We start from the raw sequence: 25,381 nt of genomic DNA, 5'->3' as shown, positions 1-25,381 counted from the left end.
TTTTCTTTTACTTGGAAAGTATAGAGTGTGATTTTTCTACTAATTCTTTTGGGTTTACATCAGTTAAAAGTTCCGGTTTATCGGATTTTCTTAGGTGTATTAGATATTCAATATTTCCCTCAGGTCCTTTTACCGGTGAAAAATCCAGGTTAAGTACTGAGTAACCGTTATTAAGACAAAAGTCCATAATATCTGTTACAACATTTTCGTGAACCTTTGGGTCACGAACAACACCTTTCTTGCCTACATTTTCTCTACCTGCTTCAAACTGTGGTTTGATTAAACAAACTGCTTCACCGTTTTCTGTTAGCAAGTTTCTTGCTACAGGTAAAAGTAGCTTTAGTGAAATAAATGAAACATCTATTGAGAAAAAGTCAATATCATCCGGTACTTGTTCATGAGTAACATTTCTAAAGTTAGTTCTTTCTAGGTTTACAACTCGTTCATCGGAACGAAGTTTCCATGCAAGTTGACCGTAACCAACATCAATAGAATATACCTTTTTTGCACCATTCTGTAGCATACAATCAGTAAAGCCACCTGTTGATGCACCAATATCCATAGTGATTTTGTCCTTTAAAGTTAGGTCAAAGTTTTCCATAGCTTTCTCTAGCTTTAGACCACCTCTTGAAACATACTTTAAAGTACTGCCTCTAACTTCAATATTACATTTTTCATCATACTGTGTGCCACATTTATCAGCTTTCTGATTATCCACATAGACAATGCCGGACATTATAATTGCCTTTGCTTTTTCTCGTGACTCACAAAAACCTTTTTCATATACTAAAACATCTAATCGCTTTTTCATTTATCCTCTAATATTTCCTTTGCTATACTTTCGCTGTCAAAATGAAGTTCCTTTAGTGCTTCATTTACTGTTTGATGGGTTACAAATTTATCGTCAATGGCAATAATCTTTAGGTTGCCCTTGTAGTCAAGTTCAGAAAGTTCTGAGTTGAAACTACAAGCAATACTGCCATTGTACATACCTTCTTCATAAAAATATATTTTCTTAAACTTCATTGATGCCTTTACTGCATCAAGAGGTAAAGGCTTGATTCTGTTAAGTTTAAGAATACAGATTTTCTTGCCTTTTTCTTTTAGAATTTCAAGTGCTTTGCAACAATTTGAGAAAAGTCTGCCGTAAGTTACAATTAAAGTATCACTTGATAAATCACCGTAAAAGTCAAAGTCAACTGAAACCTCTGTGTAATCCTTTGGTCTATAAAGTTCTCCACCTCTAGGGTATCTGACTGCTACCAAACTATCTGTGTGATAAACTGCTTGGTTAAGTGCTTTCTTTAGTCCCTCAAAGTAACAAGGTGAATAAATAGTAGTATTTGGAAATGAATTTAGCATTGAAACATCAAACACACCTTGGTGAGTTTCACCATCATCACCAACAATACCGGCTCTGTCTATACCGATAACAACATGGAGTTTTTGCATTGCTACATCGTGAAGTAGCTGGTCATATGCTCTCTGTAAAAATGTACTGTACACTGCAAAAACAGGTACCATACCTTTTGCTGAAAGTCCACCTGCAAAGGTTACTGCGTGTTGCTCGGCAATACCAACATCAAAAAATCTTTCCTTATATAGTTCTGCAAATTTATCTAAACCAACACCGGGACCCATCGCTGCTGTAATGCCACAAATTCTCCTATCATTTTGGGCAATATCACACATATACTCGCCAAATACAGAAGAAAAACTTTCTTTGCTTTGTGGTGACTCACCTGTTTCAATATTAAACTTATTGATACCATGGAAAGTCTTAGGGTCTTTCTCGGCATATTCGTAACCTTTACCCTTTTTGGTTACTACATGAACAAGTACAGGACCATTTACCTTTTTTGCTGCCTCAAAAGCATTTGACATATCTTCAATATTGTGACCGTCAATCGGTCCAAAATAGGTAAAACCAAAGTTCTCAAAAATTGTGTTTTTATAAGCCATTCGCTTAACATTTCTTGTTGACCTTTGGATAACCTTTAGTGCTAAACTGCCAAGTAGTGGTATCTTTAAGAAAATTCTTTCAAGTTTATTTTTTAAACGAAGATACCAAGGGTTTACCCTAACTTTGGTAAGGTACTTAGCAAAAGCACCTACATTCTTGGTAATAGACATTTTGTTGTCGTTAAGCACAACAATAAATCTCTTTGCGTATCTACCGGCATTGTTAAAGCCTTCAAGTGACATACCACCTGTAAATGAAGCATCACCTATTACTGAAACAGTATAGGACTTATCACCTTTGATTCTCTTTGCTTCACTTATACCTAAACCGGCTGATATTGAGGTACTACTGTGACCTGCATTAAATTCATCATATTTACTTTCGCTACGCTTAGGGAATCCTGAAAGTCCTCCCTTTTTGCGTATTGTGTCAATTTTATCAAATCTACCTGTTAGCATTTTGTGGGTATAGGACTGATGACCTACATCCCATACTATGCTATCGTATGGAGTTTTGAAATTCTTGTGTAAAGCTACTGTTAGCTCAACTACACCTAAATTAGAGGCAAGGTGACCTCCATTTACAGACACTACTTCTATTAACTTTTCTCTTATCTCACTACAAAGTTCCGGCAACTCCTCATCAGGAAGTTTCCGTAAATCTTCCGGAGAATTAAGTTGAGATAGAATCTTAAAATCTGACATTTCCTTACTCTGAACTAAGTCTAATAATTAGTTCTTTCTTTCTGACATTTTTACTGCAAGAGCCTTTAACTGAGAGGTATCTCCGTTGATACCATCAAGGGATTTGATGGCTTTTTCAGTATATTCATTTACAAGTTCATAACACTTATCAAGTCCAAGAAGTGTTACAAAAGTTGATTTTTCATTTTCTGCATCACTGCCAATTGGCTTACCAAGGGACTTTTCATCACTGACAACATCAAGAATATCATCCATAATTTGAAAAGCTAAGCCTAGGTTTTCACCATATGTTTCGGCAATTTTGATATGTTCTTCATTGTTACTGCCAACTATAGCACCCATCATACAAGCACATTTAATAAGTGCTGAAGTTTTCTTAAGGTGCATTTGTCTGATAGTATCAATAGGTACTTTCTTACCCTCAGACTGTAGGTCGATAACTTGACCACCTACCATACCTGTCATACCTGAAAGTGTAGCTAAAATTCTACCACACTTTGCTGACTTTTCTCCACCTACTAGGGAAACTGTCTCTTCTGAAAGTACAGTTGCAAATGCATTTGTAAGTAATGCATCCCCTGCAAGTAAAGCTATATCTTCACCATATACCTTATGGTTTGATGGTTTTCCTCTTCTTAAATCGTCATCATCCATACAAGGTAAATCATCATGAATCAGTGAATATGTATGTATCATTTCAATTCCACAAGCAAATGGCAAAGCCTGTTCTACAGTACCACCACAAACCTCACTAAACATTAAAGTTAATGTTGGTCTGATACGCTTACCACCTGCCTCTAAGGAATATTCCATTGAGTCAATAAGGACTTTTTCAATTAGAGAGTCCTTTTCCTTACCTTGCGGAAAATATGTTTTCAGTTTATTTTCTATTAATTCTAAATAGTTCATTACAGTTCATCTCGTTTCATACGCAATTTGTCAATTTCTTCATTAATATCGGAAAGGTGACCTTTTGCTTTATCAAGAGAATCATAACACTGTTCAAGTGTAATTGCTGCCTCTCTATATACTTCCATTGCTTCATTTAGTGGGATAGAATTATCCTCTAGTTTAGCAAGTTGGGATTTTAATTTAGCAGTTAATTCTTCTATTGTTAGTTCACTACTCATATTATACCTCATCAATATATGACATAAGTTTCTTTAATCTATGGTTTACACCACTACGACTAACCTTGTCACTTGTTAATTCTCCTAATGCTCGTAAAGAAAGTTCCGGATTATCAAGCCTTAACTGTGCAATTTCTTTTAGTTCCGGTGAAAGAGAATTATATATATTATCGCATTTCATTATCTTTTTAATTGCATTAATCTGCTTAGCAGATGCCTCTGCTGTTTTATTAATATTATGTATTTCGGAATTTACCTTTCGGACTGCATTGTTCTTCACTTGCTTAGTGATTTTGGTGTTGATTATATTCATTGAGCTTGAGTATGCTCCAATATAAGCAAGAAAATCTGCTATTTGTTCAGAGTCCTTAAAATACACAATAAAGTAACCTTGCCTTGTAACAGACTTTGGAGTTAAGTTACACTCCTCAATTTCACAAAGCAAAGTAAGTAAATCATTTGCAAGATTTCTAAAAGGTACTTTAAACTCCAGGTGGTAGCCTTTTTCAGGGTTTGTTACGCTACCACAAGAAAGAAATGCACCTCTTAAAAATGCTGAAATCTGTCCTTCTTCCGATATATTTGCTCTATTAAGTCTTAGTGACACATCACTTTTAGAATAACCAAAACTTTCAAAAATCCTATTGCAATCATCTTCATTAGGCAACTTTACTGTTATTAAAGGATTCTTGGAATTACGAACCCTTAGCCCTGAAGTCTTTTCAATCATTGGTGTATATAGGTTAGTCAAAAGGTTTGATAAATTGTCACAAACATATTTATTTTCTGTTGTAAACACAAGTTCATTGTAGGCAAACTTCTTAGAAAAAAGCAACATACCGTAACATTGTGCTAAAGAAAGACTATTTATTTCCGGTACAATTTCAGTCAATTCTTTTTTTGTATCATAAGAAAATGACATTTTGTATCATCCTTACTGTTTAGTAATATCTCTATGGGCTATTGTTACTGCATAGCCTTTTTCGTGAAGGTGATGATGAATGTTTCTTGCTAAAGTAACAGAACGGTGCTTACCACCTGTACATCCTACTGCAATTACAAGTTCACTTTTGCCTTCCTTTTTGTATAATGGCAAAGAAAAGTCCAGCATATTAAGTATTTTTTCAAGGAATGTTACACTGTCTTCTGATGCCATTACATAGTCCCTTACTTCCTTATCAAGACCTGTAAGTTGCTTTAGTTCAGGCACATAATAAGGGTTGATAAGACATCTTGCATCAAACACAATATCAGCCTCTAGAGGGATACCGTACTTAAAGCCAAATGACATTACAGTAACCTTCATTGAGTCTGTAATACTTGTTGAGAAAAGTCCTGTTACTCTTTCTCTAAGTTGCTTTAGTGACATATATGTTGTGTCAATAACATAGTCGGAATGAGCCTTTAGGATACCCATAAGCTCCTTTTCTTTCTTAACTGCCTTTTCAACAGAACGGTCAGGAACAAAATCAGCTAACGGATGACTTCTTCTTGTTTCTTTATATCGAGTTATTAAAGTTTCTGTCTTTGCATCTAGGAAAAGAACCTTAAACTTTCTACCATGATGTGAATTAGCCTTGATTTCATCATAAAGATTTGTCATAGCCGATACACTACGAACATCAATAACAACTGCACATTTCTTCATTTTGGCATCAGTTGACTGTTCACATAAATCATAGAAAGTTCCAAGTAACATTGGTGGCATATTATCCACACAGAAATATCCAATATCTTCAACTGCTCTAAGTGCAGTTGATTTACCTGCACCTGACATACCTGAAATTATTAAAAGTTCCATTATAGTCTGATCACCTCTGTTTCAAGGAAGTAACCTGTTTTTTCTTTTACTATTTTTTGTACATCTTCAATTAATGTATTAATATCCTTAGAAGTAGCATTTCCGATATTGATTACAAAACCGGCATGTTTCTCTGAAACCTGAGCACCACCTACTGTATAGCCCTTTAGTCCACAAGACTCAATAAGTGTACCGGCAAAGTTACCCACAGGTCTTTTAAATGTACTACCTGCTGATGGGTACTCAATAGGTTGCTTTGATTTTCTTCTGCCAAGTAGGTCTGTCATTTTTTCTTTAATATCTTCTTTATCTGCTTTATTAAGAGAAACTGTACAACCTACAACAATATTTTTGTTAGATTTAAAGATTGAAGTTCTATAACCTAGCTGTAGGTCATCAAGGCTATATGTGCCAATTTCACCACTAGGAGTTATGTAATCAACTGACACAATACAGTCCTTCATTTCTCCACCGTAAGCACCGGCATTCATAAATACTGCACCACCTACTGAACCTGGAATACCATAGGCAAATTCAAGTCCTGAAAGGCTATTATCTAGGGCAGTTCTGCACATTTTTGTTAATGATGCACCTGCTCCGGCAGTGATAGTTTCTTCATTTACTTCAACCTTTTCAAAGTCACCGTCAAGGATAATTACAACACCCTTAATACCCTCATCGGAAACAAGCAGGTTGCTACCCTTACCAAGAATAAAATAAGGAATGTTGTTCTCAGTAATAAACTTAATTAAAGCAGAAAGTTCATCAACACTTTTTACTTTAACGAAAAATTCAGCATTGCCACCTACTTTAAAGGTAGTGTGATTTTTCATAGGTTCATTACAAATATATTCAATGTTTTTTTCTTTTAGAAAAGAAAGTAAGTTCTCCATATAAATCTCCATAAGTTAAATAACAATAATTATTTATTCTCCCAAACCTGCATCAACCTTGATGTTCTGAACATGCTCTTCCTCAACACTCATACCAAGGTTCTCAAGTAGTTCCATAGCAGCGTTATAACCCATCTTCTTTTGTCTGTTGTTCATAGCAGCAACTTCAATAATCATAGATAGGTTTCTACCGGGACGCACAGGAATTGTAGTTACAGGTACATCAACACCTAAAATTTCTGTATATTCACTGTCAAGACCCATTCTGTCATAAGCTCTGTTAGAGTCCCACAGTTCCATATTAATTACCATATCAATCTTTTCACTTTGTTTGATAGCACCCATACCAAAGATTCTTCTTGCATTAATAATACCGATACCACGAAGTTCAATAAAGTGACGAATGTTCTCAGGGGATGTACCTACTAAAGTGTTCTTTGAAGTACGGCGAATTTCAACTGCATCATCAGCAACAAGTCTGTGACCACGCTTAATAAGTTCAATGGCAGTTTCACTTTTACCTACACCACTGTCACCTGTGATTAAGCAACCTTCACCATATACTTCCACAAGAACACCATGACGAGTAATTCTTGGAGCAAGAACATTGTTAAGATATGAAATAAGGTTTACAGAAAGTTCACTGGTTGTTTCTGATGTAACCAAAATAGGCACACCACATTCTTCGGCAGCAATTAGCAGTGGGTTTGATGGTCGCATATTACGAGTAATAATAACTGCAGGTGGTCCCAGTGAAAAAATGGCATTAAGTACATGGTGCTGTTGTTCTGCACCAAAACGGTTAAGGTAACTGTATTCAGTATAACCTAAAATCATTATTCTTGTTGAGTCAAAGAAATCAAGGTAGCCGGTAAGTTCCAGTCCCGGACGGTCAATATCGGCAGAAACAATGTCGATTGTACTGGCATCAACCGGCATATAAACTGTTTTCAGTGATAGTTCCTTGATAACTTTATCAAGGGAAACTTTATATTCAGTTGCCATAATAAAAATCCTTTCGATAAAATTCTATACTTATAATTATACATCATTATTATACTATATATTTCGGCATTTTAAATGCTGATTAAGAATTATAAACACATTAGTATTAAAAATTTATCAACAGAATTTGGACATATTCACTAAATTGTTATTCTTTTTATGTTAACATTACCGTCACTTTCGTATAGTAAAGGAAATTTTTGCCCTAACAGATTATTCTCATAAGTGCAAATTCTACTGTCATTTTTAAATGAATTTTTTATATAAATATTCACTTCTTTAATTCTCAGCTTTCCTTGTTCTATCTTTTCAATTGTATCATTCTCTGCTAATGCTACCTTTATATCAGGTGGCATTTGATAATACTTTTTCAGTTCTTCAATATAATGAGCAAGTTCATTTACTGTGATTTCTGCTGAAATTACCACTACTTTTGAATGTGACAGAAATGGTGTTAAGTCATACTTTTTCTTAATTTCCTTTACTGCGCCCTTAAAATTTCTGTATGGACTTTTGTATATTATTGGCTTTTTACCTGTATCGGTTATTAGCATTAAGCTGTCATCCTTGATTACAATACCGTCTGTTATAATCTTTAAATTAATTTCATTACTTTCACACCCTGTAAATGAAAACAGAAAAATTAATAAAAATACAATTGACAATAATTTCTTATACATTTTTCTTCCCCTTTATTGTTGCAAAAATCGGTGTTAGCAAAGTGATAATCAGATAAAGACTCAGCAAAAAATAATTATTTAAAATTATTTTTCCCACATCAGGCAATGCAATTGTTAATACTGAAACTATCATTACTGCAAAAATAAATATTAATGACATTACTTTACTGTGGTTATCCATAATATTCTTTACTGATAAATTAAAATACAGAATTCCAAAGAAAATGCAAATTAATGACAATACTAGGAAAAGTCCCGATAAACCCATAGGTATCATTTTGAAAGAAATTTTTGATAATGTATATAAAGGATAGCTATATTCGGAAATATTAAGTAGCTTTACAAAACACATTAACAAAGCAATCACAATAGAAACTATTGCAAAAGGAAGTAAATTTGCCCTTAGTTTCTTGCCTTTATAATTTTTATTAAATGCAAATGAAACTACAAGTGGTGCAAATACAAATAATAAATTTAAACCATCAGTTATTTTTAGAGTTGACTCTCTGTCTGTAAACATAGACATATCAGTATATGGCACACAAAACATTATGAGAATCAGTGAAATTAATGAGAAAAATCCACCGATTATGCTACCTCTTGAGATTGACTCTATTCCCTTTAGTGATGGATAAATTAATGCAAGTGAAATTAGAATTGCAATATAAATTTTTGATTGAGTGGGATTGATTGATGTTACAAAAAAGTCTGAAAAAATATTTATAAGTCTTACTGAAATTAAAATTGAAAATACTGCTGTAACGACCTTGAAAAATATAGGGATAGGTAAATCATTGTTTCTAAAGGCTACTAGTGATGGAATTTGCAATAAGAATGATATGATAACAGAAATTATCATAGAAAAGCAAGAAAAAGAATTGGGCAAAAGAGTAACACCACATAGAATTGAAAGTGAAAGTAATATTGAATACTGCAATGCGTTTATTTTACTTTTCAAATTTATCATCAACTCCCACCATATTTTGTAACTTAACTTTGTGTTTAGTAAGTCTGTGCCAATCTGACCTTATAAAATTATCGGAAATAACACCTTTTGAAATCGGCACTATAGGTGCCAAATATGGCACACCAAAACTTTTAAGTGAACAAACAGAAATTGTTGCAATTAGTGATGCAAGGATAATTCCTATTACACCGAAAATTCCTGAAATGATAATGTAAATAAATTTTACTACTGTAATTGTACCGTAAAGTTCCGGAATAACATATGAACATATTGCAGAAAAGGCAACTATTATCAATGTTGTGGGACATATTAAACCGGCTGAAACACCTGTTTCACCAATTACCAATGCACCTACTATACCTACTGCATGACCTAAAGGTTTAGGCAGTCTTAGTCCTGCCTCTCTCATAACCTCATACATAAAGGCAACAAACAGTACTTCCAGCATTAAGGGAAAAGGTGTGGTTTCTAAGGAGTCGGATATATGGGTTAACAATCCTACCGGTATATACTCAGGGTGAAAGTCAGTTATTGCAATAAAAAGGCTAGGTAAATAAATTGCAAAGAGGAATGACATATACTTTAAAATTCTAATAAATGATGCAAAGTAAGGTCTATTAGAATAGTCGTCAAAACTTTGGAAATTTTCAATAAACAAATGTGGAACAAGTATTGCTGATGGTGTACCGTCTACTAAAATACCGATTCTACCCTCAGTTATTTTGCCACACAATGTATCAGGTCTTTCAGTAACACCTACTGTGGAAAGTAAAGTATTTTTATCTTCATCACCTAAGTAAGAAACTAAATATCCTGATGCTAAAACTGTATCTAGGTTAATACTATTTAGCCTTCTCTTTAGTTCTTTAAGTATTGATTTTGAAACTGCTGACTTTAGGTAACACAAACATATTTGAGTTTTAGAAAGATTACCTATTGTCATTGTCTGAAACACTAAATCAGGGTTTTTCATTCTTCTGCGAATTAGTGACATATTAATTCTCAGTGGTTCTGTAAAGCCCTCTCTGCTACCTCTAAACACCATTTCAGATGACGGTTCTGATACACTTCTAAATGAAAAGCCTTGTAATCCGATTACAAGCATTTTTTCATATCCGTCTATTCCCAGTACTGCAAAGCCTGACATTGAAAAATCAAGCAATTCATCAAAGGTATTTATCTCAATAATTTCAGGAGTTGATAGCACTCTATCCCTAATAAATTCATATTTATTTACACCGGTTGGTATAGTTGCAGAAAGTAATGGGTCTGATACTGCTAAAGTTAAACCGTCTTTATTTACCATTCCCTCAATAGTGAAAATTGCAACAAATGTGCCGTCATTGAGCTTCATTTTCCTAACCGTAAAATCTGCTGATGAAGAGGTTACATCTTGCAGATAATTTATATTTTCTTTCAAATTTTTAAACATAAAATCACCATTATTATAGTTGAACAAAATTCTTGAATTATACATTTATGTATTATTTTACCCATTTGAGAAAAACTATTAACGGTGATGATATGTTAATTTCAATTATTAGAACAGTGATACTTTATATTTTTATTATGTTTTCCTTGCGAGTAATGGGCAAAAGGCAACTTTCGGAAATGCAGACAAGCGAGCTTGTAATTACTCTGCTAATTTCAGACATTGCAGTAATGCCTATGCAAAACACAAGCACTCCCCTTGTTTCAGGAATTGTACCTATACTTATACTTATTTCTCTTGAAATTGTATTTTCCGTTATTATGCTGAAAAGTGGAAAGTTCAGAAAAATTGTATGTGGTTCTCCTGAAATGGTAATAAAGGATGGCAGAATACTGCAAAATCAACTTAGAAGGCTAAGGATGACTACTGAGGACTTATGTGTACAGTTAAGGCAACAAGGTATATTTTCTCTTGAAGATGTACAGTACTGCATTGTAGAAACTAACGGTGATGTCAGTGTACTTGAAAAGCCTGAGAAAAGAACACCATCTGCTGAGGACTTAGGTATTGAAATTCCCGATACGGGTATTGAGGCAGTTGTTATTAATGACTCTAGGTATCTTTCCAATTCACTTGAACTTTGCAACCTTGACACCAAATGGGTGGATAAAATTCTAAAACAAAATCACATTAAACTTGAAGATGTTTTTATTATGACTGCCAACAGAAAGAAAGAATACAACATTATTAGGAGAGATTAAATGAAACGGTTATGGTGGGTTGCTGTCCTTGTTACAATAGCTTTTGCCATTTGTTTTACTGAAATTTACGCAATAAAAAACAGCAGAGATACTTTCACAAAAACTATTGATGAAAGCAGAATTGCTATGGAAAACAAGGATTATGAAAAAGCAAAAGAACTTAGTGAAGAACTGATTAAAAAATGGGATAAGCAAGAAAAGAAACTAAACTACCTTATGGAACACTCTTTACTTGATGAAATCAGTATGGATATAGAGCAGTTACCGGAATACACAAATGAGGACGGTAAGGAAGATTATTTATCTGCAAATGACAGAATAAAAAAGCAGTTCAATGTGCTATACACAAATGAACTGCCTTATGGTGATAATATTTTTTAGTAGAAAAAATGCCCCTAAAACTAGGGGCATTAATTTTATCTTTTTAGAATTTTTGAAATTATCCAGAAAATAATGAACATTGCTAAGTTCACTAAAACAACTGTTGCACCGGTAGGTGTGTCAAAATTAAAGGACACAATCATACCGGTAAAGAAACAGAACAGTGAAATTACAACTGAACTGATAATAACACCCTTAAAGTTTCTAAACAATCTCATTGATGTTAATGATGGGAAAATAATAAGTGCTGAAATCAGTAGTGTACCCATTACTCTCATACCGATTACAATTGTTAAAGCAGTAAGCACTGCAATAACCATATTATAAACATTTGTAGGAGTACCTGTTGCCTTTGCAAAGTCATCATCAAATGTTACTGCAAAAATCTTATTGTAGAAAATAAAGAAACTAACAATAATAATTACTGCCAAGATAATTGCAAGAATTGCATCTTCTTTACTTGTTGCAAGGATTGAACCGAACAGATAACTGTTAAGGTCACTATTCATTCCTGTTACAGAACAAACTGTAATACCTATTGCTAAAGCTGATGAACTGATAATAGCAATTGCTGAGTCACCACTCATTTTGCTATTTGATGATGAAGAAAGTTTCAGCAATATAAAAGCTGAAATAATCATCATTGGCAAAGCAAAATACATTGGTGTTAAGTTAGCAGCAGCACCAATTGCTATTGCACCAAAGCCAACATGACTAAGACCGTCACCAATCATAGAGTAACGCTTTAGCACAAGAATTGCACCTAAAAGTGCAGCACAAAGGGAAACTAAAGCACCTACAATCATTGCTCTTTCAATAAAACCATAGGAGAAAAATTCTATCATTATTTTACCTCCTTATTATGACTATGAGTACAAACATCACAAGGACATTCAGTAAGCAAGAATTTGCTACCAACACTACTGTGCACATACTGATGAGCAGTACCAAAGAAGTTTGTACCCTCTGTACCGGCAGAAATATGAAGAATATGACTTGCTTGTCTAACTGCCATATTAATATCATGAGTAACCATAATTACCGTAATGCCTTTATGGTTAATATCTTTAATAAGTGAATACATATCGGCAGTAGCTATTGGGTCAAGACCTGTTACCGGTTCATCAAGTACAATAACCTTTTCTGTAGCACATAATGCTCTGGCAAGTAAAATTCTCTGTTGCTGACCACCTGAAAGCTGACTAAATGAATGTTTCTTGTAGTCAAGCATATTTACCATTTGTAAATGCCTAATAGCATTCTCTTTATCCTTTTTGTTGTGGAAAATATGATACTTTCGATTTATACAACCTGAAAGCACAACCTCCATAACAGATGCAGGGAAATCCTTTTGGATATTTTTCTTTTGAGGGAGATAACCTATTTCATTCTTATCAAGGCCATTATATTTAATTGAACCTTTTAGTGGTGGGTTTAGTCCTAAGATACCTTTCATCAAGGTTGTTTTACCACTACCGTTTTCACCCACTATACAAACATAGTCCCCTTCATCTATCTGGAATGATAGGTCTTTGATTACAGGTACACCCTCGTAACCCATAGTAGCATTTTCAACTTTAATTTGTGTCATTTGAGAGTGCCTCCTTTAAAGCATTGTTATTTCTTTTCATTAAGTCAACATAGGTAACATTATTTGCAAAGTCTTCTTTTGAAACAGACTCAGCACTATAAAATGTTCTTACCTTTGTATTTGTTTCATCAGCCAAAGTGTCTGCAACTTTATTTTCAGACATTTCAAGCTTTAGGATAGTTTTTATTTTATCTTTTTCAATAGTATCAGTTAATTTTGAAAGTCTATCCAAGCTAGGTTCGGTTTCTGTACTACATCCCGGGAATGCACATTCCCAATCAAGAGAAAATTCTGTTGCAAAATATAGAAGTGGAAATCTATCACCCACAACTATTTTTTTACTTTTTGAAGAATTTACAGTATTTTCAATTTCAATTTGTACTTTACTGATTTTCTCAATGTAATCAAGACTATTTTTATTATAAACCGTTTTATGCTTTTGGTCTAGCTTAGAAACTTCATCACTGATTTTTGAAACTAAAGTTTTTGCATTGTCAAGACTTGTCCAGATATGTTCATCCTCTTCATCTTCAGCATGATGGTCAGCATCCATTTCGGCAAGAGGCTTAACATAATCGGTCATTTTCATAACAACCGGCTTGTCGGTATCTCCAAGTGATTCAAGAATAGAGTCTACCCATTCATCACTTTCACCACCATTATAGATGAACAAATCTGCATTTCTGATTTTTATAATATCAGATGGTGTTGGTTCAAAAGAATGTACATCACTTCCCGGTTTTAGTAACATATCAACATCACAAGTACCCTTTGATACACTTCTTGCAAAGTCATAATAAGGGAAAATTGTTGTTACTACAGAAATTTTATCTGTTGACTTCTTAACTTCACCACATGAACAAAAAGCAAAAGTAACAACAAACAGAAGAAATATTGAAATAATCTTTTTCAAAAACAACCCACCTTTAAAATCTTATAATTATAAAATAAGGGTGGCAAAAACCACCCTTATATGTAAAGCATTAATAATTATTTACTAGCCTTAGCTTTCTTCTTGTGTTTCTGCCACATAACCCATAGAGGACCTGCGATACATACAGAACTGTAACAACCTGAGATAACACCAATCATCATTGGAAGTGCGAAACTTGTAACTGATGAAATGTTGAAAATCATTGAAACAACAAGAACTGTACCGATAGCAATAAGTGTTGTCAGAGAAGTAAAGATTGTTCTTCTAAGAACCTTAGTTGCACTGTAATCGAATACATAGCCAATGTCTTCCTTAGCACCGAAGTTACGGCGTTCTTCACGAACTCTATCGTAAATAACGATTGTATCGTTAAGTGAGTAACCTAGAATCATAAGAACAACGGCAATGAAGTTTGAGTCGATAGGCATCTGGAAAATTACATACATAAAGTAAATCATAGCCACATCGTGGAACAAAGCTACAAGAGCCATAACACCGGCTGATAGACCACCAATCTTACGGAATCTAATTGTAACATATAGAACCATAAGAATACTTGCGATAGCAACAGCTGTTAAACATTTTAGTAAGAACTTAGAACCCATTGAGCTTTCGATAGCTGATGCTTCAAGAACCTTGAAGTTGTTATCAGGGAAAGCCTTCTGAACTGTCTGTGTTAAGTTCTTTTGTTCATTAGTTGAAATAGCCTTAGTACCGGCAAATTCAACACGGATTGTATAAGCGTCACCCTTCTTAGAGTTAGAAAGGATATCTGAGCTAATTGACATTGTAACTTCTTGCTTAGTATTTGTCTGGATAACATCCTTTAGCTTATCTGTATCAACATCGCCTACATAAGAGTATTTAATGTAAGAACCACCACGGAACTGAATATCTAGCTGAGTGCCAAATACAAAGTTACAAATGATACCAATAAGTATGATACCCAAAGAGATGCCAAAAAATACTTTACTGAATTTAGTAAAACGAACTAACTTATTCTTCATTATTTTTTGCACCTCCAAATAGCCATTTCTTTCTTACACACTTAAAGCCTACAACACTCTTTAGCATTACTCTTGAAAGTAGAACACCCATAATAAAGTTAGAGATAACACCCATTAGTAGTGTGTAACCAAATGCGTAAATTGTACCTGTTGTGGAAGCACCAAACATAAATGATAGAATGTTTGCAGTACCAAATACAAGTAGTAGAATAACAGAAACGATAACAACTGTCATATTACCATCCACGATAGCTGATAGTGAACTCTTAGTACCTCTATCAATTGCACCGTCAAGTGTCTTACCGTTTCTAAATTCTTCCTTAATTCTTTCAGCAGTGATAATGTTAGCATCAACACCCATACCAATTGACAAGATAATACCGGCAATACCAGGTAGAGTCATTGTAAAGGAATTAAATACTGTGAAGTATCTTGAGATTGCTGCTACTGATAGACCCATCTGACCGATTAGAGCAATAACTGTAATTACACCAGGAAGTCTATATATTAGAATTACAAAAATTGCAATAATTGCAAAAGCAATAACTGCAGCAATTGCCATAGCTGTTAGAGAGTTATCACCAAGTGTTGGTGAGATACTACCATTTGACTTTGTTTCTAAAGCAAATGGAAGAGCACCGGCCTTAATCTGGTTAGCAAGTTTTGTTGCTGATTCAACAGTAAAGTTACCGGAAATCTGAGCCTTACCACCTGTGATTGCTTCATTAATTGTTGGAGCTGAAAGCATTTCATCATCCATCCAAATTGAAACAACTTGGTTTACATACTTCTGTGTAATGTCAGCAAACTGCTTTGTGCCTTCACTGTCAAATTCAAGGTTAACAACATAGTTACCTGAACCGTCAGTATTCTGAGCAACAGAAGTGTCCTTAACATGAGAACCGTCCATTAGGACTGTTTCAGTGTCACCTGTTGGTGTCTTATAAACAGGTTCACCGTCTGCTCCCAAAGAAGTTTCTTTGTAAGAGTTACCCGGACGGAAAGTTAGCTTTGCAGTAGAACCAATTTCTTGAATTGACTTTTCTGCGTCAAAATCTTTTTCGTCTTCTTTCCATGGAAAACGAACGATAATACTACTAGTACCGCTATCAGTATATAGTTCGTAATCTGTGATACCGTTTGAAACCATACGAGTTTCAATAATTGCCTTAGCTGAATCAAGTTGTGAGTCAGTGGCTTTTTTACCGTTGGCTGGAACAAATGTTGCTTCCACGCCACCCTGAATGTCAATTCCCCATCTAATGTCGTTAACACCTTTTATAACTGTGTGCTTTACGTCACCTGTGTAATAAGATACACCAAAGATTGCTGTATAGCTAAACAGTAAAATTAGAATTGCGACAATGAAGAATACAGGCTTTGGAATTCTTTTCATGCCTTTTCCTCCAATATTTTTTTATTCTATTCTGTTGGCAAATAAAATACTCTGCCACATTCTGATAGAACACAACAGAGTAATTATACTTTTATTTAGTGAAAAAGTCAATGATTCATCAAATATTTAATATTTATAAAAGATAATTTTGTCATATAACACAAATATTTAAGTAATTATTGTGCAAAGAGATAAATATAATTTAAAATACTGTAACATTTGATTAATATCTTATTTACATATTTTCAAGAATTTTATTAACTGCTGCAAGTTTTGTTGCTACACAGAAAATCTCCATTGCTTTTTCCAGTTCATCAAGTGTTGGATATGATGGAGCAATTCTGATGTTGCTATCCTTAGGGTCGTTGCCATATGGATATGTTGCACCTGCACCTGTCAGAACAACACCGGCTTCTTTACAAAGTTCTACAACTTTCTTTGCAGTACCTTCCATAACATCAACTGCTACAAAGTAACCACCGTTTGGTTCAAACCAAGTTGCAACACCTGTTGGACCTACACTTTCCTTTAAATGCTTTAGAACAATGTCAAACTTAGGCTTTAGGATACTCTTATGCTTATCCATATGAGCCTTAACGCCATCAATATCCTTAAAGAATAGGATATGTCTTAGCATATTAACCTTATCAAAGCTGATTGTCTGATATTTATATTTTTCCTTAATTACTTTCATATTGTTTTCATCAGCAGCCATAGCAGCAACACCACTACCTGGGAAAGTAATCTTAGAAGTTGAACAGAAGATAATTGGTAAATCTGTTTTACCTGTCTTCTTACATTCATCCATTAGGGAAATAAGCTTATCAGGAGTTTCTGTAACATCATGAACACAGTAAGCATCATCCCAGAAAATTCTGAAATCTTTTGCCTTTGGATTTAGGTTAGCAAATCTCTTTACTGTTTCATCACTATATGTGATACCCTGAGGGTTACTATACTTAGGAACACACCAAATACCCTTGATTGAGTCATCTTCGGCAACTAGCTTTTCAACCATATCCATATCAGGACCTTCACTAGTCATTGGAATTGTAATCATTTCAAAGCCAAAGTATTCTGTAATACCAAAGTGTCTGTCATAACCCGGAGCAGGACATAAGAACTTTCTGTTCTTAACTTCTAACCATGGCTTTTCACCCTCTACAGGTGACTTAGTCATAAATAATGAAATTGTATCAAACATCATATTAAGTGATGAGTTACCACCAACCATAATCATATCAGGGTCAACCTGCATCATTTGTGCAAAGATTGGCTTGATTTCTGTAATACCGTCCATTAGACCGTAGTTACGGCAGTCAAAACCTTTTTCTGTTGAACAATCACTTGTTGATGTTAGAATATCAAGGATACGAGAAGAGATGTTAAGCTGTTCTGTGCTTGGCTTACCTCTTGACATATCTAGCTTTAAGTTCATTGCTTTGTAATCTTCATACTGTTTTTCCAGAGCAGACTTTTCGTTAAGAAGTTGTTCTTTTGTCATTTCTGAATAATTCATACCTATTCCCCTTCAAATATATTATATATTACTTTATTATTCTAATACTATTTTATCAATAATGCAAGTATTATTTTTAATCTTGCAAAATCTTGCTAATAATCTACAAAAAAAGACCCTGCAACAATGTGCAGGGTATATATTATTAATAATATCTATAATATTCGTAAGAGTTATATTTGTTGTATCTATTGTACTTTTTGTACTTATACTTGCCACTTTTGCCTTCACTTGGGTCACAACCAACCTTTAAGAAGCCCATTGGTTTTGCACCTGAAGTTTCCATAGCTTTTAAAAAGTTCTGAATGTCACCATGGGTTGTTACACCTTCACGAACAACAATTAAGTAACCGGCTACTAAGTCCTTTACAAGCAAAGCATCCGTAACAATACCGATAGGAGCTGTATCCATAATTACATAATCATACTTTTTCTTTAGTTCTCTGATTAAATTAGCAAAATTGTCTGAACCGATAAGTTCTGATGGGTTTGGTGGTATTGTACCAACTGTAAGTACATCAAGATTAGGTAAAACTTCTCTCTGTACTACCTGATCAAATGTTTTATCATTACACAAAACAGATGTCATACCGGCAGTATTCTCAAGTTTTAGAAGATTGTGAATATTAGGTCTTCTAAGGTCACAATCCAGTAAAATAACCTTTTTATCCATTTTTGCAAATGAAATAGCTATATTAGAGGTTGAGGTACTTTTGCCCTCACCCTTACTCCAAGAAGTTACTGCAAAACAGTTGTCATTACTTGCTGAAAGTGAGAATTGAATATTTGTTCTTGCAATCTTATAACCTTCAATAATAGCAAATTTACCTGCGTCACCTGATTGAGCTGAATTTGCCATATAGCTTTGGCTATGACCAACAGAATATCCACTATCAGATCTTCTTCTACCTTTACTTCTTAGCTTCATCTGTGTCATCTCCATTCTGTTCAAAGTCCATTATTTCACCGAATACAGGTATCTTATACATTTTAAATAGGTCATCATCATGCTTAACTGTTGTATCAACAAGTTCAAGAATAAATGAAATAACAAGTGAAAGTGCAAGTCCACCAACTAAACCATAAAGGGCATAGTTCTTAACATTTGGATATGTGCTTGAGGATGGTACTGATGCATACTTAACTGCAGTTACACCACCGGCTGAGAAGATTTCATCAAACAAACCTTGTTCATTCTTAGTACCTGTGATTTTATTTACAACTGCGTTACAAGTATCGGCAGCAGTCTTAGGATTTGATGAAGTCATTGTAATCCATAGGAAGTTACTGTCTTGTTCCTGAGTAATTTCCATACCACAACCATTAAGCATATTCTGAATTTCAACATTATTCTTGAAAAGAATTGTACAGTACTGAGCAAGTGTTGATGAAGCATTAAGGTCACTGGCATAAATCTTAACATTGCCATCGTTAAAGCTCTTTGCATTTGTTGTATCCTGTATATCTTCTTGCTGACTTTGATCGGTAACACCATTTTCGGCAGCCTTTTGAGCCTCATCTGCTGCTGCATCTGCTGCAGTATAGTTCTGAACAATTACCATTGCTTGAGCAGAATATGATGGTGTAATAAAGAAATTGGCATATAGTAAAGTAAGTATTCCACCTACTAATGTAAGCAAAATAATAAATTTAAGTCGCTTTAGTATCATTTTCAAGAAGAATGATACTGTAAAATCCTTATAAAACAAGAGAAGTCCTCCCCTAAATAATTTAATAAATGTTGCACAAAAATATTTTGTTATAAATTATTTATTTTGTATCTACACTATTTTAACAAATAAAACAGAAAATATTATTCTTAATTGGAATAATAATATATTTTGACAAAGAAAAATGCCCCAACATAGTTGAGGCATTTATTAGGTTATATTTATTAATTAGTGAGGGATAACACTTAGCAGAACACCGGCTGCAACAGCAGAACCGATAACACCTGCTACATTTGGTCCCATAGCGTGCATTAATAGATAGTTTGTTGGGTTTTCTTGCTGACCAACCTTCTGTGATACACGAGCAGCCATTGGAACGGCAGAAACACCGGCTGAACCGATTAGTGGATTAACCTTACCCTTAGTTAGAACGCACATTAGCTTACCAAATAGAACACCGGCAGCTGTACCTAGACAGAAAGCGATTAGACCTAAAAGAATAATCTTTAGTGTGTTTAACTGTAGGAAAACTGTACCTGTTGCAGTAGCACCAACTGTTACACCTAGGAAGATAGTAACGATGTTCATTAGTTCGTTCTGAGCTGTCTTTGCGATTCTATCAACAACGCCTGATTCTTTCATTAGGTTACCAAGCATTAGCATACCAACTAGTGGAGCAGCATCAGGAAGTAGAAGTGCTACAAGAACGATAACAACGATTGGGAAGATAATCTTCTCTAGCTTTGAAACAGGTCTTAGCTGAGACATCTTGATTGCTCTTTCCTTCTTTGTTGTTAGAGCCTTCATAATAGGTGGCTGAATAATAGGAACAAGTGCCATATAAGAGTAAGCAGCAACTGCGATAGGACCTAGTAGATCCGGAGCAAGTTTACTTGTTACGAAAATAGCAGTAGGGCCATCAGCACCACCGATAATACCGATTGAACCTGCCTGAGCCTGTGTAAAGCCTAGGAAGATAGCACCGAAGAATGTGAAGAAGATACCTAACTGAGCAGCAGCACCAAGGATGAATGACTTAGGGTTAGCAATTAGAGGGCCAAAGTCAGTCATAGCACCAATACCTAGGAAGATTAGTGGTGGGTAAATACCCATCTTAACACCCTGATATAGGTAGTAAAGTAGGCCACCGTAAGTAGGCACATTATAATAAACCTCACCATTCATTACAGTAGTTGCATACTGTACTGATTGGGACGCCACATCATGGGTTTTCAGATACTCTGATTGAAGTACAAACTCTGTTGAAGGAGCACCCATAATTGATGGACATAAATTTACAAGTAGCATACCAAATGCTAAAGGTAAAAGGATTAGTGGTTCGTATTCTTTTGCGATAGCCAGATAAAAAAGTACGAAAGAAACTGCGACCATTACATAGTTCTGCCAGCCTAGTGATACAAAGCCGGAAGATTCTACAAGGCCGATGATACCTTCTAGAAAACCGTCAATAATTCCCATTGTTTAAACTTCCTTTCCGACTAAAATGGTCTGGTGTTATCAATAACACCAACTTGACCCCAAGCAGGTCTGCCACTTGATGGTGACTTCTTGATGCTCTTAATCTTTGCGTTACCAACGCCGTATGTACTGTCTACGGCTGCTGCAATAACTGCAACGATTTCGTCAGTCAGACCGTTGCTAGGAGCAACTTTCTGAACAGGAGCAGGTGCTGGAGCTGATTTTTCTGTTGCCTTAGCAGCTTTTTCGGCAGCTGCTTTGGCTTCTTTCTTTGCCTTTGATTTGTTTTGAGCAGATGAAACTATCTTACCATAAGCGGCAATGATTAGGATAAGAAGAATCAAAACTGTAAAAACAACTACGAAACCAGTAAGAATAACTGTGAAAGAAATATTGAATTTCTCACTGACACTCAAACCGGCTGCCATGATAGTTTTCAAATCCATGAAAATCCCCCATATTTACATTTTTATACACTAGTTATTATACAATGAGTTGATGATTTTATCAATAAAATATAGGGGATTTTATTTTTTTGTGATATTTTTCACAAATATGTTTAGTGGTTTAAATAAAATTTGTGCTTTTTATTAGAGTATAATACAAATCAATCCGTTACATCCATCATTAATAATTCTTTGTATTGTTTCCCCTATTTTTTTACGGGCATCTTCCGGCATTCTGTACAGTTTATTGTGCAATCCTTCGTTTACAAGTTCATGAACTGACTTTCCGAAAATGTTGCTTTCCCATATTTTTGCAGGGTTTTCTTCAAACTCTTTTAGTAGATAAGAAACAAGTTCTTGGCTTTGTTGTTCACTGCCAACTATTGGTGTAACTTCTGCCTCTGTATGTATTTTCATCATATGAATTGATGGTGCTGAGGCTTTAAGTCTGATACCATACTTGCCACTTTGTTTGATAATCTGAGGTTCATCAAGGGAAAGTTCCTCTAAAGTTGGCATTACTATGCCATAGCCCTTTTCTTCCACATCTTTATATGCTGCTGCAATTTTATCAAATTCCTTTTGTTTAGCAGAAAGCATACTGATACTTTCCATCAGTGCCTCTTCATCAACAATTTCTGTACCTGTTTTTTCTGACATTACTTTATAGAAACAATTGTTGTTAACTACAATCTTAATATCGGCAATGCCTTTTCCTAGGTCAAGTTCTTTAATTTCGCTTGTATCTACAAATTCATCTTTGCCTATTCCTTGACAAGTTTCTTGTACTTGACGAAGTTTCTCCATTGACATTGCATTTTCTTTTATAGTTGTGAAAATTTGTTTCTTTAGCCAATGTTCTTTATCCAGGTTTACAACCCACTTTGGCATATCAATATTAATTTCCTTAATCGGAAATTCAAATAGCACTTGTGCTAACACTCTCTTGATTTCATTTTCTTCCATTGTAAGGCAATTCACAGGAATTACAGGCACTTGGTACTTACCGGAAAGTTGTTCTGAAAGTGAAATAACTGACGGTGAGGATGGCTCAATTGAATTAATTAGTACAACAAATGGCTTGTTGATAGCCTTTAGTTCTTTTACCACTCTCTCCTCTGCTTCTTGGTAGGACTCTCTTGTAATATCACTGATTGAACCGTCTGTTGTGATTACAAGACCGATTGTACTATGGTCGTTGATAACCTTTTTTGTGCCGATTTCTGCTGCTTTATCAAAGGGCATTTCTTCCTTTGACCATGGAGTTTTTACCATTCTAGGCATATCATCCTCCATATATCCCATTGAGTCCTTTACAACATAACCCACACAGTCAATCATTCTAACCTTTAGGTGGGCTTTATCCGGTAAAGAAATTTCCATTGCTTCTTCCGGAATAAACTTTGGTTCGGTAGTCATAATTGTACGACCACCTGATGACTGAGGTAATTCATCATTTGTGCGAACCTTTAGGGAGTCATCTTTTATATTAGGAATAACAATAGTATCCATAAACTTTTTGATAAATGTACTTTTTCCTGTTCTCACAGGTCCAACTACTCCAATATAAATATCTCCATTTGTTCTTTGTGAAATGTCACGATATATGCTTCTCTCTGTCATTTTCATTCCTCCATATGTTTTTAATAAAATATATGATGGACTTGCACAAATTATAACCACTTTATTTAGATTATAAACACAAAAAGTGCCACCCTATTGGATGGCACTCAAACTATCTTCTAATTATAAGCATTTCTTTTTCAGGTAATGTTTCTTCTTCAAGTTCGTTATCCTCTTTAATAAATGCACAGTCTGTTGAATATCTTTTACCTATATCCCACACAGTTTCACCTTTTTCGGCAAAATACAGGGTTAATGCTGAGGAATTTTTCTCAATTTTCTTATCCTCATAAACAATAACATCCTCAACAAAACTATCGTTTTCAACTGTTGTAACAAATGCCGAAACTGAAAATTCCACACGAATTTCCAGAGTTCTGTCGTCCTTAATTCTGTAACTGACTGATACAACAGAGACACTGCAACTTTTTACCGGCGAAAACTGTTCATCTGTTGTTTCGGAAAAATCCATTGTACGCTCTATGTAGAATGGTGTTCCCTCTTTATCACAAGCTACAATACAGATAGAACCTTTACCCACAAATGTTATAAAACCTTTTTCATCAGATACATTTACTGAGGCAGTCTCGTTATACACATCAATAACCTTGGTAAAGTCCTGGTCATTGGAAGAAATATCCATTTTCTTAATGAAGTTCCTTTTTATTTCTCTTACAGAATTAACAAGTGTAACAGGCTTATTCTTTAAATCACAAAAGTAATCACGAGAATAAGCATCAACTAAAAATGACTGTTCTCTCTCTTTATAACAAACTGCAGTCATATTTACCCTTGCATCAAGGAGAATTGTTTTCTCTTCATTTTCCTTTGTAATCTTCACATCATAGGAAAGCAGTTTACAATTCACATTATTTACTGTATCTTCACCTGCACCAACACAAGAGACAATCTGATTAAAAGGAATCATATAATCAATACATTCAGTTTTGCCACTATCTAAATCGGATAAATAAAGAAGTCTTAAGTTGACTTCACCTTTAAGCACAATCTTGTCATCCATAGACTTATGGTCGGTAACATTGATTTTTACAATTGACTTTATCACCTGTTCAATTGGTGGCTTATTGTAAACACTGATAGTTTCGTTAATATTGAAAGTTTCTTCTGTTACAGAAGTTACATCCATATACTTCTTAGTACAACACTTCTTCTGAAAATTTGAAAAACTTTCTGATGATGGAATAATTGTAGTTGTTTTCCCTACAATATCAACCTTAATACTCAATGCACCTTTGATAACCAATCTGCGTGGTGACAATGCTCTGCAATTCACATATTCAGTTGTGGCAACTGTATCCAGAAAATGATTTTCCGGATAATCCTTAATATTAATTGCACGATTGAAAGGAACTGTCTGTTGGCTTGTACGCAAGGTTTTTCGCACACTGTCAACATACATAACCTTGATTACAGACGCACCCTCTATCTCCAGTACACCACCTGAAATATTACGAGAAAAAATTTGTGGTGTTAAAGTGCATTTCAGTATTTTCTCTATATCAGGACAATAGTCAGGTAATGTTAGGTCAACATCAACCGGTTCTTCTATTGCCTGAGTTACCATAGTATCTCTACCACATAATTTTATATTATTTTCAAGTTCCATAGTTTTCTCTCCTTTTTGCTTATATATTAATTGTATTAAGGTGAGAATTATTTTAGAACTTTTTTATTTTATTTTATGGTGTAAATAAATTTGATTGCAATATACAAATTAGGGTTTGTAGTGCTATTTGATAGTTTCAGTTAATATGGAATTGTAAATAAATTTACAATTCCAATCACTCCTTCCGTCACCATTCGGTGACACCTCCCTCAGCGAGGGAGGCAAAATAGTCAGTGCAAATCTAAAATTAATACGCAATTTTTAAATATCACAGACTTTATAAATTTGAAGAAATTTAGATAAAGACAAAGGCTCCCTCGCTGAGGGAGCTGTCGATTGTAAATTGCCGGTACGGCAATTTACCTTTTATAA

At 34.6% G+C, this 25,381-nt stretch carries 25 protein-coding genes; 2 read left to right on the top strand and 23 right to left on the bottom strand.

Features of this window, described 5'->3' with window-relative positions:
- Nucleotides 1-7: 7 nt before the first annotated feature.
- The 11 genes from E5Z56_RS09185 to E5Z56_RS09135 all read right to left on the bottom strand — a co-directional run bounded on the left by E5Z56_RS09185 (nt 8) and on the right by E5Z56_RS09135 (nt 10,575).
- A complete protein-coding gene (locus tag E5Z56_RS09185; RefSeq protein ID WP_138157525.1) occupies nt 8-811 on the bottom strand; it encodes a TlyA family RNA methyltransferase in 804 nt (267 codons plus the stop codon).
- The gene (gene dxs, locus E5Z56_RS09180; protein WP_138157524.1) at nt 808-2,667 is read right to left on the bottom strand and encodes a 1-deoxy-D-xylulose-5-phosphate synthase; all 1,860 of its coding nucleotides are present in this window, start codon (nt 2,665-2,667) and stop codon (nt 808-810) included. The genes E5Z56_RS09185 and dxs overlap by 4 nt, the downstream gene beginning before the upstream one ends.
- Before the next feature lie 27 nt (nt 2,668-2,694).
- Nucleotides 2,695-3,576: a polyprenyl synthetase family protein gene (locus E5Z56_RS09175; RefSeq protein WP_138157523.1), complete on the bottom strand. Its 882-nt coding sequence runs from the start codon at nt 3,574-3,576 to the stop codon at nt 2,695-2,697.
- Nucleotides 3,576-3,797, bottom strand: coding sequence for an exodeoxyribonuclease VII small subunit (gene xseB / locus E5Z56_RS09170; RefSeq protein WP_175405439.1), 222 nt, complete (start codon nt 3,795-3,797; stop codon nt 3,576-3,578). Before xseB ends, E5Z56_RS09175 begins: the two co-directional genes overlap by 1 nt.
- A gap of 1 nt (nt 3,798) precedes the next feature.
- A complete protein-coding gene (gene whiA / locus E5Z56_RS09165; protein ID WP_138157521.1) occupies nt 3,799-4,719 on the bottom strand; it encodes a DNA-binding protein WhiA in 921 nt (306 codons plus the stop codon).
- 12 nt (nt 4,720-4,731) lie between these two features.
- Nucleotides 4,732-5,598 (bottom strand): RNase adapter RapZ, encoded by an 867-nt coding sequence (gene rapZ, locus E5Z56_RS09160; protein WP_138157520.1) that lies wholly within the window; start codon nt 5,596-5,598, stop codon nt 4,732-4,734.
- Nucleotides 5,598-6,491: a UDP-N-acetylmuramate dehydrogenase gene (gene murB / locus E5Z56_RS09155; RefSeq protein ID WP_232842426.1), complete on the bottom strand. Its 894-nt coding sequence runs from the start codon at nt 6,489-6,491 to the stop codon at nt 5,598-5,600. The genes rapZ and murB overlap by 1 nt, the downstream gene beginning before the upstream one ends.
- Nucleotides 6,492-6,524: 33 nt before the next feature.
- Nucleotides 6,525-7,496: an HPr(Ser) kinase/phosphatase gene (hprK, locus tag E5Z56_RS09150; protein ID WP_138157518.1), complete on the bottom strand. Its 972-nt coding sequence runs from the start codon at nt 7,494-7,496 to the stop codon at nt 6,525-6,527.
- 140 nt (nt 7,497-7,636) lie between these two features.
- Complete coding sequence (locus tag E5Z56_RS09145) at nt 7,637-8,176, bottom strand: Ger(x)C family spore germination protein (RefSeq protein WP_138157517.1); 540 nt, start codon at nt 8,174-8,176, stop codon at nt 7,637-7,639.
- Nucleotides 8,169-9,143 (bottom strand): hypothetical protein, encoded by a 975-nt coding sequence (locus E5Z56_RS09140; RefSeq protein ID WP_138157516.1) that lies wholly within the window; start codon nt 9,141-9,143, stop codon nt 8,169-8,171. Before E5Z56_RS09140 ends, E5Z56_RS09145 begins: the two co-directional genes overlap by 8 nt.
- Nucleotides 9,124-10,575, bottom strand: coding sequence for a spore germination protein (locus E5Z56_RS09135; RefSeq protein ID WP_138157515.1), 1,452 nt, complete (start codon nt 10,573-10,575; stop codon nt 9,124-9,126). Before E5Z56_RS09135 ends, E5Z56_RS09140 begins: the two co-directional genes overlap by 20 nt.
- 92 nt (nt 10,576-10,667) lie before the next feature.
- On the opposite strand from E5Z56_RS09135, the gene E5Z56_RS09130 reads away from it, so the two are divergent.
- A complete protein-coding gene (locus E5Z56_RS09130) occupies nt 10,668-11,336 on the top strand; it encodes a DUF421 domain-containing protein (protein WP_138157514.1) in 669 nt (222 codons plus the stop codon).
- Nucleotides 11,337-11,717: a DUF4363 family protein gene (locus E5Z56_RS09125; RefSeq protein WP_138157513.1), complete on the top strand. Its 381-nt coding sequence runs from the start codon at nt 11,337-11,339 to the stop codon at nt 11,715-11,717.
- A gap of 35 nt (nt 11,718-11,752) precedes the next feature.
- On the opposite strand, the gene E5Z56_RS09120 is transcribed toward E5Z56_RS09125, so the two are convergent.
- The 12 genes from E5Z56_RS09120 to E5Z56_RS09065 form a co-directional block, all read right to left on the bottom strand.
- On the bottom strand, nt 11,753-12,562 hold the full coding sequence (locus E5Z56_RS09120; RefSeq protein ID WP_138157512.1) for a metal ABC transporter permease: 810 nt from the start codon (nt 12,560-12,562) through the stop codon (nt 11,753-11,755).
- A complete protein-coding gene (locus tag E5Z56_RS09115; RefSeq protein WP_138157511.1) occupies nt 12,562-13,308 on the bottom strand; it encodes a metal ABC transporter ATP-binding protein in 747 nt (248 codons plus the stop codon). The genes E5Z56_RS09120 and E5Z56_RS09115 overlap by 1 nt, the downstream gene beginning before the upstream one ends.
- A complete protein-coding gene (locus tag E5Z56_RS09110) occupies nt 13,295-14,221 on the bottom strand; it encodes a metal ABC transporter substrate-binding protein (RefSeq protein ID WP_175405438.1) in 927 nt (308 codons plus the stop codon). The genes E5Z56_RS09115 and E5Z56_RS09110 overlap by 14 nt, the downstream gene beginning before the upstream one ends.
- Nucleotides 14,222-14,298: 77 nt before the next feature.
- Nucleotides 14,299-15,249: a protein translocase subunit SecF gene (gene secF / locus E5Z56_RS09105; protein ID WP_138157509.1), complete on the bottom strand. Its 951-nt coding sequence runs from the start codon at nt 15,247-15,249 to the stop codon at nt 14,299-14,301.
- Complete coding sequence (secD, locus tag E5Z56_RS09100; protein ID WP_138157508.1) at nt 15,239-16,645, bottom strand: protein translocase subunit SecD; 1,407 nt, start codon at nt 16,643-16,645, stop codon at nt 15,239-15,241. The genes secF and secD overlap by 11 nt, the downstream gene beginning before the upstream one ends.
- A 235-nt stretch (nt 16,646-16,880) precedes the next feature.
- Entirely contained in the window at nt 16,881-18,164 is a 1,284-nt protein-coding gene (locus E5Z56_RS09095) for an aminotransferase class I/II-fold pyridoxal phosphate-dependent enzyme (protein ID WP_138157507.1), read from the bottom strand.
- Nucleotides 18,165-18,309: 145 nt separating this feature from the next.
- Nucleotides 18,310-19,092, bottom strand: coding sequence for a CpsD/CapB family tyrosine-protein kinase (locus E5Z56_RS09090; RefSeq protein WP_175405437.1), 783 nt, complete (start codon nt 19,090-19,092; stop codon nt 18,310-18,312).
- Nucleotides 19,076-19,873: a YveK family protein gene (locus tag E5Z56_RS09085; protein ID WP_138157505.1), complete on the bottom strand. Its 798-nt coding sequence runs from the start codon at nt 19,871-19,873 to the stop codon at nt 19,076-19,078. Before E5Z56_RS09085 ends, E5Z56_RS09090 begins: the two co-directional genes overlap by 17 nt.
- Nucleotides 19,874-20,062: 189 nt before the next feature.
- Nucleotides 20,063-21,313, bottom strand: a complete 1,251-nt coding sequence (locus E5Z56_RS09080; protein WP_138157504.1) for a sodium ion-translocating decarboxylase subunit beta — start codon at nt 21,311-21,313, stop codon at nt 20,063-20,065.
- Between the two features lie 20 nt (nt 21,314-21,333).
- Nucleotides 21,334-21,759 (bottom strand): OadG family transporter subunit, encoded by a 426-nt coding sequence (locus E5Z56_RS09075; protein WP_138157503.1) that lies wholly within the window; start codon nt 21,757-21,759, stop codon nt 21,334-21,336.
- A gap of 144 nt (nt 21,760-21,903) precedes the next feature.
- Nucleotides 21,904-23,382, bottom strand: coding sequence for a stage IV sporulation protein A (gene spoIVA / locus E5Z56_RS09070; RefSeq protein ID WP_138157502.1), 1,479 nt, complete (start codon nt 23,380-23,382; stop codon nt 21,904-21,906).
- Between the two features lie 112 nt (nt 23,383-23,494).
- Nucleotides 23,495-25,009, bottom strand: a complete 1,515-nt coding sequence (locus E5Z56_RS09065) for a DUF3794 domain-containing protein (protein WP_138157501.1) — start codon at nt 25,007-25,009, stop codon at nt 23,495-23,497.
- Between the last annotated feature and the right edge of the window lie 372 nt (nt 25,010-25,381).

Origin of the sequence: Ruminococcus bovis (assembly GCF_005601135.1) — a bacterium.
GTDB lineage: Bacteria > Bacillota > Clostridia > Oscillospirales > Acutalibacteraceae > Ruminococcoides > Ruminococcoides bovis.
This window is presented reverse-complemented; position numbering and strand designations above follow the sequence as displayed.